This window comes from Roseivirga spongicola, from assembly GCF_001592965.1.
Classification (GTDB): domain Bacteria; phylum Bacteroidota; class Bacteroidia; order Cytophagales; family Cyclobacteriaceae; genus Roseivirga; species Roseivirga spongicola.
On the sequence record NZ_LRPC01000001.1, the window covers coordinates 951,108 to 965,537 of the forward strand.

Annotated in this window: 10 protein-coding genes; all 10 read left to right on the forward strand. The window is 38.5% G+C overall.

Annotation, left to right across the window (positions count from 1 at the left end):
- Positions 1–56: 56 nt before the first annotated feature.
- Positions 57–3,425: a DUF4175 family protein gene (locus AWW68_RS04315; RefSeq protein ID WP_068216973.1), complete on the forward strand. Its 3,369-nt coding sequence runs from the start codon at positions 57–59 to the stop codon at positions 3,423–3,425.
- A gap of 9 nt (positions 3,426–3,434) precedes the next feature.
- Positions 3,435–3,836 carry an ATP-binding protein gene (locus AWW68_RS04320; protein ID WP_068216975.1) on the forward strand — a complete coding sequence of 134 codons (402 nt, stop codon included), beginning with the start codon at positions 3,435–3,437 and terminating at the stop codon, positions 3,834–3,836.
- Positions 3,836–4,276: an rRNA maturation RNase YbeY gene (gene ybeY, locus AWW68_RS04325; protein ID WP_068216976.1), complete on the forward strand. Its 441-nt coding sequence runs from the start codon at positions 3,836–3,838 to the stop codon at positions 4,274–4,276. The genes AWW68_RS04320 and ybeY overlap by 1 nt, the downstream gene beginning before the upstream one ends.
- 74 nt (positions 4,277–4,350) lie before the next feature.
- Positions 4,351–6,216: a tRNA uridine-5-carboxymethylaminomethyl(34) synthesis enzyme MnmG gene (gene mnmG, locus AWW68_RS04330; protein ID WP_068218463.1), complete on the forward strand. Its 1,866-nt coding sequence runs from the start codon at positions 4,351–4,353 to the stop codon at positions 6,214–6,216.
- A 4-nt stretch (positions 6,217–6,220) separates the two neighbouring features.
- On the forward strand, positions 6,221–7,084 hold the full coding sequence (locus AWW68_RS04335) for a class I SAM-dependent methyltransferase (protein ID WP_245660206.1): 864 nt from the start codon (positions 6,221–6,223) through the stop codon (positions 7,082–7,084).
- A complete protein-coding gene (locus tag AWW68_RS04340; protein ID WP_068216978.1) occupies positions 7,081–8,700 on the forward strand; it encodes an Ig-like domain-containing protein in 1,620 nt (539 codons plus the stop codon). Before AWW68_RS04335 ends, AWW68_RS04340 begins: the two co-directional genes overlap by 4 nt.
- Before the next feature lie 352 nt (positions 8,701–9,052).
- Positions 9,053–10,909, forward strand: a complete 1,857-nt coding sequence (locus tag AWW68_RS04345) for a tetratricopeptide repeat protein (protein ID WP_068218468.1) — start codon at positions 9,053–9,055, stop codon at positions 10,907–10,909.
- On the forward strand, positions 10,910–11,110 hold the full coding sequence (locus tag AWW68_RS04350) for a hypothetical protein (protein WP_068216980.1): 201 nt from the start codon (positions 10,910–10,912) through the stop codon (positions 11,108–11,110).
- Positions 11,111–11,219: 109 nt separating this feature from the next.
- Positions 11,220–13,886 (forward strand): SLBB domain-containing protein, encoded by a 2,667-nt coding sequence (locus AWW68_RS04355; RefSeq protein WP_068216983.1) that lies wholly within the window; start codon positions 11,220–11,222, stop codon positions 13,884–13,886.
- 104 nt (positions 13,887–13,990) lie between these two features.
- Positions 13,991–14,428, forward strand: a complete 438-nt coding sequence (locus AWW68_RS04360) for a MarR family winged helix-turn-helix transcriptional regulator (RefSeq protein WP_068216984.1) — start codon at positions 13,991–13,993, stop codon at positions 14,426–14,428.
- The last annotated feature ends 2 nt before the right edge of the window (positions 14,429–14,430 follow it).

Here is a 14,430-nt window from a genome sequence, read left to right on the forward strand (position 1 = left end):
TTTACAATCCTTTAGAAAGTATTTGCGTAATTACTGTAGACTAAAGAAAGCAGGCTATGGGTTCTAATGAGTCGTTGATAAAGCAGTTAAAGGACTACAAAAGAAAATACTATAAGAATAAAGCCATTAAAGGAGCAATCATTTTGCTCAGCGGCCTTCTTATAGCCTTTCTGTTAATCAATACAATAGAATTCTCCGCTCATCTATCTAAAGTGGGCAGAGCAATTGTTTTCTACACATTTCTCACTGCCCTAATCGTTTCACTTTATTGGTTGGTCATTCGGCATTTAATGGTAATGAGCAACCATGGTAGCCAAATGAGCAATGAAGAAGCCGCAAGGCAAATAGGCAAGCATTTCCCTGAAGTATCTGACAAGTTGCTTAATGTTATTCAGTTAGAACGGCTTTCTGACAGCCAAAGCGAGTTGTTAATTGCTAGTATTCAACAGAAGAGCCTTAAACTACAGCAGATTCCATTTGCAAGCGCAATAGACATTAAGGCCAACAAAAAATACTTTAAGTACTCTTACATTCCGGCATCCATAATTGTCTTACTCTTCATCTTTATACCTCAATTTCTTACAGAAAGCTCCACTAGAATCATCAATTATAACGATGAATTTCTGCCTGAGGCACCCTTTAGCTTTGTTTTAGACAATGATAAACTGTCAGGATTTAAGGATGAGCCTTTTACAATATCAGTAAGTACACAAGGTAGGGCGGTTCCAGAAAATCTATTTGTCTGGATCAATGAAAGAAAAATTAAGGCTATTCAACAAGGCCAAGGCCAATTCCAATATCAGATTTCAAGACTAAAAGAAAACACCACATTCAGGTTAGAGGCCGAAGGATTAGTATCGAGTACTTATGAAATTGAAACCTATCTAAGACCAAGTCTTTCTCTTTTCAGTATCGATCTTAACTATCCTGATTATACCAGAATTGCAGATGAATCTATCAAAAACTCAGGCAACCTAACCATTCCTGAAGGCACTCTGGCCACGTGGAACATTGACGCCTCAAATACGGAAAGTGTAAGTTTCTATTTCCATAACGCTGAAGAACAGTTGAAAGGGGAGAGCACTGGCAAAAACAAGTTCAACCTGTCGCAAACCATTAAAAATGGCGGATCATATTCTGTTCAACTTAAAAATGAGAACAGTACCAACAGAGATTCTTTAAAATTTCAAATAGAAGTAATTAAAGATAGGACTCCGAGTATTGTGCTAGATCAATATCAAGATACCGTGCTTTATAAAAACATAGTATTAGGAGGAAAGATCGAAGACGATTATGGTTTCAGCTCATTGGCAATGCATTATTCTTATGACGGAGAGAAATACGAAAGCTTAAATTTACCGTTCAACCCGGCCACATTAGATCAATCTTATTACTACATATTCAAATTAGACTCTGCAAAAATCAAAGCGGGAGCAGAGCTTACATATTACGTACAAGTATCTGATAATGATGGCGTTAATGGATATAAATCAGCTAAGTCTTCCTCATACAGTTTCAAAATACCTTCTTTAGAAGAGTTAGAAAAAGACATTGAAAAGTCTAGCCAGGCCGTAAAGGAAAACATTGATGAAACACTGAAACAAACTGAAGATTTAAGCAAGAAAATTCGAGAGGCCGATGAAAAGCTGAAAACTAAGAAAGAAATGGATTGGCAAGATGAAAAGCTAATGCAGGAAATCTTGAACCAGAAAGAAGAACTTGCGAAAAAGGTAGATCAGCTGAAAAAGGAAAATCAGCTTAATAATAAAAAACTAGATCAGTTTAAGCCTCAGAACGATGAGGTGAAAAACAAGATGGAGCAGCTGCAAGAGATAATGAACAGCGTGCTAGATGACGAGACCAAAAAACTCTACGATGAACTAAGAGAATTACTAAAACAACAATCTGATATTGAGGAGTTTAGAGAGAAAATGAATGAGTTGAGTGATCAGAGTGGAAACCTAGAAGAGGACCTAGAAAGAACTTTAGAACTCTTCAAAAAACTCCAATTCGATATGGCTTTGCAAGAGAATATTGAGGAATTAGAAAATCAGACTCAACAACAGCAAGAACTGCAAGAAGAAACAGAAAATGGAGAAAAGACAAGCGAAGATCTAGCAAACAAGCAAGAAGAACTCAAGGAAGACTCCAAGAAACTAGAAGAGCAATTAGAAAAGCTGAATGAGTTAAATCAGGAAAGAAAGAATCCTGATCAACTACCTCAAGACGCTAAGGAACAGATAGAAGAGATTCAAGAAGAACAACAAAAAGCTCAAGAAGCCTTAGAAGAAGAAGCGCAGCAAGAGCAATCAGAGTCAGTTGAAGGCGAAGGAGAGCAAAATGAGGAAGGTCAGCAAGAGGAACAATATGAAGGTAATTCTCCTCAAAGTAAAGCCAGTCAATCTCAACAGAGGGCAACCCAGAAAATGCAAGAGCTTAAACAAAGCATGCAAAATATGCAGAACAGCATGCAGATGGAACAACGGTCAGAAGACATGGACAACCTTCGAGATCTTGTCGATAATCTTCTTACCCTCTCTTTCAATCAGGAAGGTTTAATGGATCAATTCAAAGAAATTCGCCAAAGCGACCCTAGGGTTGTGAAGCTTGGTCAAGAGCAATTAAAGCTAAAAGATGATTCACAGATTATACAAGACAGTCTTGTAGCACTTTCGCAACGCGTTTTTGAAATTTCATCCTTCGTTATGAAAGAATTGGATGAAATGAACCGACAAATGGATGGTACTATTGAATCGCTCAAGGAGAAAAGACTCAATGAAGTTATAGGAAAGCAACAGTTTACCATGACTTCCATCAATAACCTGGCACTTCTACTAGATGATGTGCTTCAACAAATGCAACAACAGATGGCTGGCTCAATGAATGGCTCCAAGAAAGGTTCAAAAAGCAATCCAGGTATCAATGGCATGTCAGAACTCCAACAACAGCTTAGCGATCAAATAAAACAGCTTAAAAAGAGCGGAAAAAGCGGAAGAGAACTCTCGGAAGAATTAGCAAAAATGGCAGCTCAACAAGAGAAGCTCAGAAATACCCTAGAAAACTTTGAAACAGGCATGCAGGGAAATAAATTAGGCGAGAAAATTGATAAGCTTATTGAGCAGATGGAGCAAAACGAATGGGACCTGATCAATAAGAACATCACTGACCAAACAATAGAACGTCAGCAAGAGATATTAACTAGAATGTTGGATGCCGAAAACTCTATGAGAGAACGAGGGGAAGATGACGAAAGAGAAGCCAGAACGGCTGAAGATTTTGAGCTTTCCATTCCACAATCGCTTAACGACTATTTGAAAGCTAAAGAAAAGGAAATTGAACTTTTAAAAACTATTCCTGCTAAGCTTAATCCATACTACAAGAAGGAAACCAACAAATACTTCAAAAAGATCAAAGAAAAGAACTGAGCTCACTGAATGAAGAACATTAGTATTGAAATACCTTCTCTCACCGAAAACATCAGAATAGTTGAGAGTTTTATAGACAACGCCAAGGAGAAGTACGAGCTCACTGACGATGTATATGGCAACATTATGATTGCCGTTATAGAATCGGTGAATAACGCCATCCTTCATGGTAACCAGGCAGATAAGCAGAAGAGCGTAAAGCTCAGCGCTGCCCTCTTGGAAGAAGAAATTGTCTTCTCTATAACAGACCAAGGCGTAGGTTTCGATTACAAAAACCTACCAGACCCTACAGCACCAGAGAATGTTCAGAAAATAGGTGGAAGAGGAATATTCTTAATGAAGAACTTAGCCGATGAAATTCAATTCAAGGATGAAGGCCGAACCGTTGAATTAACCTTCTATATAGATTAATGTCATCACAAATCAACTTCTTTGTTGAAGACGTTGAGTTCAAACTCAACCATAAAACAATTATTAGAAAGTGGATTAAATCGATTGTTGAATCACATCAACAGTCGATTGAGGAAATAAACTACATCTTTTGTTCTGATGAGTATTTGCTCAATGTAAACCGTGAATACCTCTATCACGATTATTACACAGACATCATCACCTTCGACAATAGAGAAGCATTAGATGAACCCATTCTCTCTGACATATTCATATCGATTGATAGAGTTAAAGAGAATGCGATTACCGAAGCCACGCATTTCGACAACGAATTGTACAGAGTACTCATCCACGGAGTTCTCCATCTGTTAGGCCAAGCTGACAAAACTGAGGAGCAACAGGTGGCCATGAGAAAAAGCGAAGAAGCTTCCTTATCTTTGCTTCAGATTCCAAAAAAGTAAATGTTCCACGTGAAACTTTAAGATGACTTTTTCACTTATTGTTCCACGTGGAACAGTTGGTTAAAGAACAAGGTATGTATCCAAAGTACGATGTAATAGTAGTTGGTGCTGGGCATGCAGGATGCGAAGCAGCAAACGCAGCTGCCAAAATGGGTTCAAAGGTTTTATTAATAACCATGAACATGAACACCATTGCGCAAATGTCTTGCAACCCAGCAATGGGAGGTGTAGCCAAAGGACAAATAGTTCGTGAAATTGACGCATTAGGCGGAATGTCAGGCATAATATCTGACAAGTCTATGATTCAATTCCGCATGCTTAATAAATCGAAAGGCCCTGCAATGTGGAGCCCTCGAACACAAAACGATCGAATGCGATTTGCTGAAGAGTGGAGGCTCGCTCTAGAGCAGAATCCAAATGTAGACTTTTGGCAAGAAATGGTTACGGGCATTACCTACAGGGATGGAAAAGCTACTGGAGTAAAAACAGGAATGGGAATAGACTTTGAGGCTAAAGCAGTGATACTTACCTCAGGTACATTCCTAAATGGTATCATACATATTGGTGAAAAGCAGTTTGGCGGAGGTAGAACTGGAGAGCATGCCGCTAAAGGTATCACCGAACAACTAGTGCAAATAGGGTTTGAAGCTGGTAGAATGAAAACTGGAACTCCACCAAGAGTTGACGGCCGCTCACTTGATTACTCCAAAATGGAGGAACAAAGGGGAGATGAGCAACCTGAAAAGTTCTCCTTCAGCTCCGAAACCAAGCCATTGACAGAGCAAAGAAGTTGTTTTATCACCTATACCAACCCAGAAGTTCACGAAACCTTAGAGAAAGGATTCGATCGGTCACCAATGTTCAATGGAAGAATTCAGGGTATCGGTCCACGATATTGCCCATCTATAGAAGATAAGATCAACAGGTTTGCAGAACGTAATAGGCATCAGATCTTTGTAGAGCCAGAAGGGTGGAACACTGTAGAAATCTATGTCAATGGTTTCTCAACGTCTCTACCAGAAGACATTCAATATGAGGCTATCAGGAAAATTGACGGCTTCGAAAACGTCAAAATGTTTAGACCGGGTTATGCCATAGAGTATGATTACTTTCCACCAACACAGCTTAACCTGACCCTAGAAACAAAGCTGGTGGAAAATCTATACTTCGCTGGGCAAATCAACGGAACCACAGGTTATGAAGAAGCAGCTTGCCAAGGTCTTATTGCTGGCATAAATGCACACCGCAAAATTCACTCAGAAGATGAATTCACTCTCACTAGGTCCGAAGCATATATAGGTGTGCTTATCGATGATCTCATCAATAAGGGTACTAATGAGCCTTATAGAATGTTCACTAGTAGGGCAGAGCATCGTATACTTCTTAGGCAAGACAATGCTGATTTGAGGCTAACCGAAAGAGGGTTCAATATCGGATTAGCAAGCGAAGATCGCCTTAAGCAAACCAAAGAAAAGCAGAGACAACTCAACCTGCTTATCAATGATCTTCATCAGAAAAAAGTAGATCCAGATATGGCAAATCCAATGTTGGAGTCTCACAATACCGCGGCTATTCAGCACAGAACAACCCTGAATAAACTTGTTAAGAGACCACAGCTCGATATTAATAACCTAAAAGAAATAGGAGAGGATTATGCCACCTACCTCAATAAGTATGACAAGCATATTATTGAGTCAGCTGACATTCACATCAAATATGAAGACTATATCGATAAGGAAATGAAGCTTGCTCAGAAGATGAATGAGCTTGAAAATGTTAAGATTTCAGACAAACTCAACTACTCTGATATCACAGCACTTTCTGCCGAGGGTAGAGAAAAACTCAACAAGATTAAGCCATCCACCTTGGGACAAGCTTCTAGAATCAGTGGAGTTTCTCCTGCCGACATTTCTGTTTTGATGGTTTACATGGGAAGGTAAAACAGTGAAAGAAATAAACGAATGTCCGGTTTGTCAACAAACTAAGTTCAAGGATTACCTTGAGGTAGAAGATCACTTTGGCTCCAAAGAAAGCTTTCAACTAAAGCAGTGTACTAGTTGCGAAACATTAAGTACAAACCCGCAACCAAATGTTGACGAAATAATACCTTACTATAAGTCTAACAATTACATCTCACACGGAGATTCTGTAAATCCTGTATTCGACTTAGCTTATAAAACCGTTCAACGGCAAAATCTACAATACAAGAAAAAGCTGATTGAAAAATATACCCTAGGGAAAAACCTTCTTGATTATGGTTGTGGAGCAGGATCGTTTCCCCATTTCATGCAGTCCAAAGGCTGGCAAGTAACGGGTATAGAGCCAGATGATTCTGCAAAGAATCAGGCGCTAAGCAAAGGGATAGATGTTATTGAACTAAGTAATCTAAAGAGAGAATTTGATTGCATAAGTTTATTCCATGTACTCGAGCATGTTCATGACTTAGATACGACACTGAACAAACTTATCAGTCATTTATCCAAAAACGGAGTACTGGTGCTGGCCTTACCCAACTACCAATCATATGACGCCAAGCACTATCTAAATCATTGGGCAGGCTATGATGTTCCTAGGCATCTATACCACTTCAATCAGAAAAGTATGTTTAGCCTAGCAAAGAGATTTGGTTTGAATATTGTTTCAACACATCCTTTAAAGTTCGATAGCTATTATGTGAGCATCTTATCAGAAAAATATAAGAATGGTAAGAGCAATCTGTTCAATGCATTTCGAATTGGATATAAGTCTAATTCCAAAGCAAAACGCACTAAGGAATACAGTAGCCTTATTTACATACTGAGCAAATGAGAAAAAGCATCCCATTCATAATTCTAGCCCTAATCAGTTTCATAGTGGGCTGTGCAAATATCAGTACACCACAAGGTGGACCAGAAGACGAAACCCCACCAGTACTTTTGAGCTCAGTCCCAGAACAAGGTCAAACTAATTATCAAGGTCAGAGTATATTCTTAACCTTTGATGAATGGGTAAACACCAAGAACATTGAGACCGATATTATTATTACTCCCCGTGTTACTGGATCATTTAAGACAAGAGTAAAGAAGAACACCGTTGAGCTTTCATTCTTTGAACCGTTTCGTGAAAACACCACTTATTCAGTAGGCTTTGGATCTACCATTCAGGATATAACAAACAATAATCCCGCACAGAATCTAAACCTTAGTTTCTCAACAGGGGCTTACATAGATTCATTGACTATTTCTGGCAATGTTAAAACACTCTTAGATCAAGAGCCGGCAGAAGATGCCCTAGTCGCCCTATACTTTGCCAATGATTCAACCGACATACTTAATGGTGTAGCCTCATACTTTAGTATCACAGATACATTGGGCAATTATAAGTTCGTAAATCTACCTGCAGGAGATTACCGGTTATATGCCACCAACGATAAAAACAATAATAATAAAGCAGACTCCAAAGATGAGAAGTACGGTTTCTACCCAGATACATTACAGCTGAATTCTAACCTAGAAGGTATAAACCTCACCATACAAAATTTGAATACCACAGAACTCAGAAAGCTTTCATCAAGGCACTTCGGAGCCTATTACGACATAACATTCAATAAACAACTTACTGACTTTCAATTAGTTAATAACGAAAATCTATCTTTTCAACCCGTAGGAGATGACAAAATCCGATTCTATAGAAATGGTAGAAATTATGGAGATACCCTAAACTTAATCTATCAGGCCACTGACTCTTTAGAATATGTCTTACAGGACACTGTAAAGCTCTATTTTACAGATTCTAAAGTTGAAAAAGCCGATTTCACCATCTCCACAGTACCAAACAGATCGCAAGCCTTACCTGGCGATACCTTAGTTTTTGAGTTTAGCAAGCCATTAACAGACTACAACCTGGATAGCATTAACATTACTATAGACAGTACTCAAACAATTGACCTGAACAGCGATGCCTTCAAGTTCAATCAATATCGAACCGAGCTAAATACGGGTATTACACTAACTGAACTCCTCACCAGACAGAATCCTCAGATGAATATCTATACAGGTAGGGGAGCATTTATCTCAGCAGATGGAGATAGTTCAAAGGTTATAGAAAAAGCCTACAACTTCACGGAATCCAGTGAAACAGCATCCATCACAGGAAAGGTAACTACTGATGCACCTAACATTATTGTTCAGCTGTTGAGCGCATCTAATAAAGCTGTAGTAAGAGAATCATACTCAAAAGATTTTAGCTTTCAATATCTACCAGCGGGCAGGTATATGGTAAGAGTTATTGACGATAGAAATGGAAACAGAAAGTTAGATATTGGCAACATGCTAACACAAGAATTACCAGAAGATATTCACTACTACTTCGACTCATACTATCAAACCAAGGTTATCGAAGTAAGGAAAAACTGGGAGAATACAGATACCAACATCAGTTTCTAACTTGTGAATAACTCCTTTTCATGATGTGGATTTCCCCAAAACTATACACCAACACAATCCACATCATGAGTTTTACCACCAAACTTGAATTCCATTCACATAATATCCTTAACTCATCCACATCGGTCTCAGTAAGCTAACATATTCACAAAAAACACACGTTATCAACAAAGTTTTATAACTCATTGAAAATCTATAAAATACAAGACGATAAAATGTGAATAACGATCATTTCATTACCGCATCACTAACAACCCACATGGATAAGTTGAATAACTTGAGTTATCCACTTTTACACAGGCCTAATAGAAATGATAAAAAATTATTTAATATTTAATTTAATATAATGGGTATGTGGAAACTGTTAATAAGTCTGAAAAAGCCTCTTGTCATCCTTCTCATCTTGTTTGCCACATTTTCCAATGTAAAGGCTCAATCGAGTGATCCAGTAAAAATTGCAGAAGAGTATTTGAGCCAAGGAGATGTTGACAAAGCTCGAAGCGAATTTGAGAAGCTTGCCAAAAGTCGAGAGTACATTCCCAGAATTCACGAATCTTATTTTAAACTCCTACTTGCTGAAAAGGAGTTCGGTGCTGCAGAGAAATATCTCAAATCTGTTTTAAGGCAAATGAAAGGCAATTTCAGGTATGCCATAGATATGGGAGTTTTATATCGAACCATGGGTGAAGATGATAAAGCTGATAAATACATAGATGAGCTTACAGACGAGATCATGGAAGATAGTGATCCGAGTATCAAAATGAACAATATCCGAATTTTAGCTCAATTACTATTTGAAAAGAATTTTAGAGATAAAGCTATCGATGCTTACAAGAAGGGTAGAAGCAGTGTTAAGAGTAATGATCTCTTTGCCCTAGACTTAGCTTCGGTTTATCGGGTACTGAATGAAAAGGAAAATATGGTCACAGAGTACCTTAATTTTTCTAAGTCTAACCCTAGAAATATAGGCTTCATTAAAAACTCATTTCAGAGGTATCTCATAGAACCAACAGATATGGACACCCTAGAAATTGTGTTGTATGACTTTATTCAGAAAGAGGCTGGAAATCCTGTTTTCAATGAGCTATTAGTTTGGACTCATTTGCAACAGAAGAATTTTTCTGCTGCCTTACGGCAGGCTAGAGCCCTAGACAGAAGACTGGCTAATAACGCTCAAAATATTTTGGAGGTGGGCATGGTATCTTTCGAGAACAAAGATTTTAAAACAGCCACACAAGCCTTCGGATTCATTACCTCAGATTTTCGAGAAAGTCCGAATATCCGATTAGCCGAGCGCTACTCCCTTTTAGCCGAAGAAGAAGTTGTGAAAACAACATACCCTGTAGATACAGCTGCGGTGAGAAAACTGATAGAAAAGTATAAGACCTACCAAGAAAACTCTCGAGATATCTATTCGGCCATGGAGGCTCAAAGAAGAATAGCCCTTTTACAGGCCTTTCAGCTTAACGAAATAGTTCAAGCTATATCAACCCTTCAGAACCTGTTAGAAAATCCTGTAGGCAAGCACAGAGTGGTTGCAGAGGCTAAGATGGACCTGGCAGACATATACCTATTGGATGAACAGCCTTGGGAATCCATTTTATTATATGGCCAGGTAGAAAGAATGTTTAAGGATGAACCCTTAGGTTATACAGCTAAACTTAAAAGTGCTAAGCTTTCATACTTCAAAGGGGAGTTTGACCTTGCTCAGAGTCATTTAGACATTCTTAAGTTGGCCACTTCTAGAGAAATAGCCAATGATGCCCTAGATCTTAGCATTCTCATAAAGAACAATACGGTCTTTGATACCACCAACTTAGTAATGCAAGAATATGCCAATATTGAACTCATGATTTTTCAAAATCAGAAGCAAGAAGCTTTGGTGGCAATGGACTCAATGCTTACCAAACACAATGGCCACTCTATTTGCGATGAGGTATTATATCTAAAGGCTCAAACCTTGAGGGAATTAGGTAGGTTTGAATTGGCTTTAGAACCTCTCCAACAAATCGGTGAATTGTATGACTATGATATTCTGGCCGATGATGCTTTGTACTTATCAGGAATTATTCTGCAAGAAGATCTGGATCGTGAGGAAGAAGCAATGAATATTTATTCAAATTTGCTCACCAAATTTAAAGGAAGCATTTATGTGGCTGAGGCGCGTAATAGGTTCCGGGAACTACGTGGAGATTTTAATAATCAATGAATGGCTAAGTCTTTCAACAACTTAAGGGTCGGAAAAAAATTCAGATTGACTAATTTCGGGGAAGAATATGAATTTGTGATCGAAGAAATTATGGCAGATGGAGATTGCCAATTGAAAGACATAAATACTCTAGAAAAATACAGGCTTTTCGACTTGATCTCTTTCGGCAAAGGCGGTGATTTTGAGATCGAATCTCTTTAAATTCAAGTTATTCTTTCATTAATTCCAATCTATTTATTCCTTATCAATCAAGGTTTTAATACCTTGCCAAACCTCAACTAGGGAAGACCCAACCAAATAGAACGGAAAGATGCGTTTTAACCGAACCAGCATTATAATTTTTTATGGTTTAACCCTATTGGCTGCGCCTAGTTTATTGTACGCTCAGTCAGAGCAACAAATAAAGCAAGAGCTAGAAAAAAGAGGGATTGACACCTACGAAGAAGTTCAGGCAGAATTAAGAAAAAGAGGTATGTCCGAAGCAGATGCTCGAAGACAAGCCAGACTCTACGGCATCAATTACGATGAGTACCTAAACAAATACATCTTAAGCAAAGAATCCGAAAATAGTCAGCCTGAGGCTATCACCACAATTGAATTAGATACGGTCGATTATACTACCGAAATCAGTGACAGGTCTGATCAAATAGTTGAGCAGAACCCAACTGAACAGAAGAGTGATGGCCTACCATATTTTGGTTACGATGTTTTCAATACTAACCCATACGCCAGTCAGCAAGGTCTTGTGGGAAATATAGACCCTGGTTATATCATTGGCCCAGGTGATGAACTGAGAGTTTACCTTTGGGGAGAGGCCGAATTTCAATTCGAAGGGAAAGTTGATATCAACGGAAATCTATTCATTCCTAATGTAGGGCAGGTATTCGTATCTGGTACTTCATACAGCAATTTACACGAACGTATGAAGCAATACCTTTCTAGATTCTACTCTGGTCTTACTAAAAATCCGGCAGCTATATTTTTAGATGTCTCTCTTACTAAGTTGAGACCAATTCGAATAGTGGTTATGGGCGAGTCGAAGAATCCAGGTTCGTTACTCATCAATTCTTTTGCAACCACCTTGAATTCCCTTTATGCATCTGGTGGAATTAAAACCTCAGGCTCATTAAGGGAAATTAAAGTATTCAGAAATAACAAATTTGTCTCAACAATAGACCTTTACGATTACCTGATTAAAGGTGCAGTATCTGAAGATCTTCGCCTAATGAGTAACGATGTGATATTTATTCAGAGCAGACTCAACAGCATTTCTATTCAAGGGGAGGTAAACCGAGAAGGTATTTATGAACTTAAAGGGAACGAAGGATTAATAGATCTCATCGGTTTTGCTGGTGGGCTTAAACCTACAGCCCATACCCAGTCGGTTACCATCAAAAGAATTAGGCCTGTGATTGGAAGGCCAAACACAAGCTTCGATCGAGAGATAATCACTCTAGATTATAATGACCTCTTAGTACAAGGGGTGAATTTTACACTTCAGGATGGTGATGAAATCGTCTTCAATAAAGTCTTAGATAAGTTTGATAACCTCGTAACAGTATCTGGATCAGTTTTCAGGCCAGGTGAATATGAGTACAAAGAAGGAATGTCTGTTGGTGATTTACTTCAGCTTGCAGGTGGGCTTCGACCTAATACCTACTTCGAAAAGGTTGATTTATTCAGAAGAGATAGAACAGGTGAACTCAAGTTTCAGTCTTATAATCTTACAGAGGTTTTAGAACCATCGAATAGACAAGATATTCTCTTACAGGCCGATGACTCTTTGAAGGTTTACAATGACGAAGAACTGAAGAATTTAGAAACTGTTTCGATTGAAGGTTTTTTGTCGGAACCTAGAACCGTACTTTGGAGAGAAAACCTTACGCTTTACGATTTAATCTTCATGTCTGCCAATGTCGAAGATTTAGAATATCAAAATAGAATCTTAACAAGCAGAGCAGATCTTCTGAGGTTTCAAGCTGGGAAAACAGAATACCAAGTTGTACCATTCAATTTGGATAATGTGCTGGACAAAAAGTTCAATGCTGTACTTAGGCCAAAAGATAGGGTAATCCTTTATAGCAGAGATATAAATGAAGTACTAGACCAGTATGTAACTATTCGGGGTGCAGTAAAAAATGGAGGTAGGTACACTTTGACTGATAGCATGACTGTTGAAGATCTTATCCTCCAAGCAGGAGGCTTTGTTCGAACTGCATTTAGAGATTCCGTAACAGTAACACGAGAAAATTTCGACTTCAGCGGCAATCTTATCGCTAACATAAAGCGCGTGCCTACCGACATGAATTATCTCCTAGGCCAAAGCAGTGAGTCTCAAAATCAATACTATTTAAGCCATAATGATAACATTACTGTCGACTTAATTCCAGGGTCTAGTGAAGCAAGAGAAATTAAGCTTACGGGTGAGGTGAAATTTCCTGGAAGTTACTTTCTAGAAAGTAAAAATGAAACGCTCAAAGAAGTGCTTACCAGAGCTGGAGGAGTTTCTCCCAATGCATATTTGCCTGGAGCAAAGTTTTATAGAAATGGCCAACAGCTAGCTTTATCTTTAGATGATTTACTCAACAAGCAAAACGAAAGCTTCAACATTACGCTTCAACCTAACGATAGCCTTTATATACCTGAAGCATTCTATACAGTAAGAGTTGAAGGTGAAGTTCATAATCCATCTCTACAGAAATATCAGCCTAATCAAAGCGTGCGTGGTTACATCAAACACGCAGGTGGAAAAACTAGAAATGGACAAAAGATTTTTATCACCAATGCCAATGGTTTTACCCAAAGGGTTGGTTGGTTCAGAAACCCTAAAGTTTTGGATGGGTCGGTCATTACCGTTGCAGCTAAGCCACCTAAGGAGCCAATAGAACCAGGAAAGTTCCTAGAAAACTTTGGCACTGTAGCAGCAATTGTTAGTTCCACGTTAACCACCATTTTCTTAGTTCAGAGACTTGATTAGTTAGACGCTTCATTGTTAACTCTCAGTTAAACTATAATTCTTCTGAAAAAATAGTATGCATGCATAACAAATTTTTTCTAACTTCGTAAGCCTCACAAGAGAATATGAAGAGAGAAGAAACCGTAGATCACCATATAAAAACTTGCTGGCACGCTATATACAGAATGTATAACCAAGAAGCAGCCAAGCATAATAGCACAACATCACAAGCTTTTGTGGTATTGAACATCGATCCGGTTAATGGTACACCAGCAACTAAAATTGCACCATTGATGGGATTAGAATCTAGAAGCTTAACTAGAATGCTCAAGAGTATGGAAGAGATGGGCGTGATTTACAAGGAAAAAGACCCGACAGACGGTAGGTCTGTACGCATTTTCCTTACCGACCTAGGAAAGGAAAAGCGAAGAGTATCTAAAGAAACCGTTATCCAATTTAATGATGCAGTACGTCAAACGATTGCACCAGAAAAGCTGGAAGCATTCTTTGAAGTTACTTCCAAGATTAATCAAATCGTTGAATCGAAAAATATATTCAAATAAGC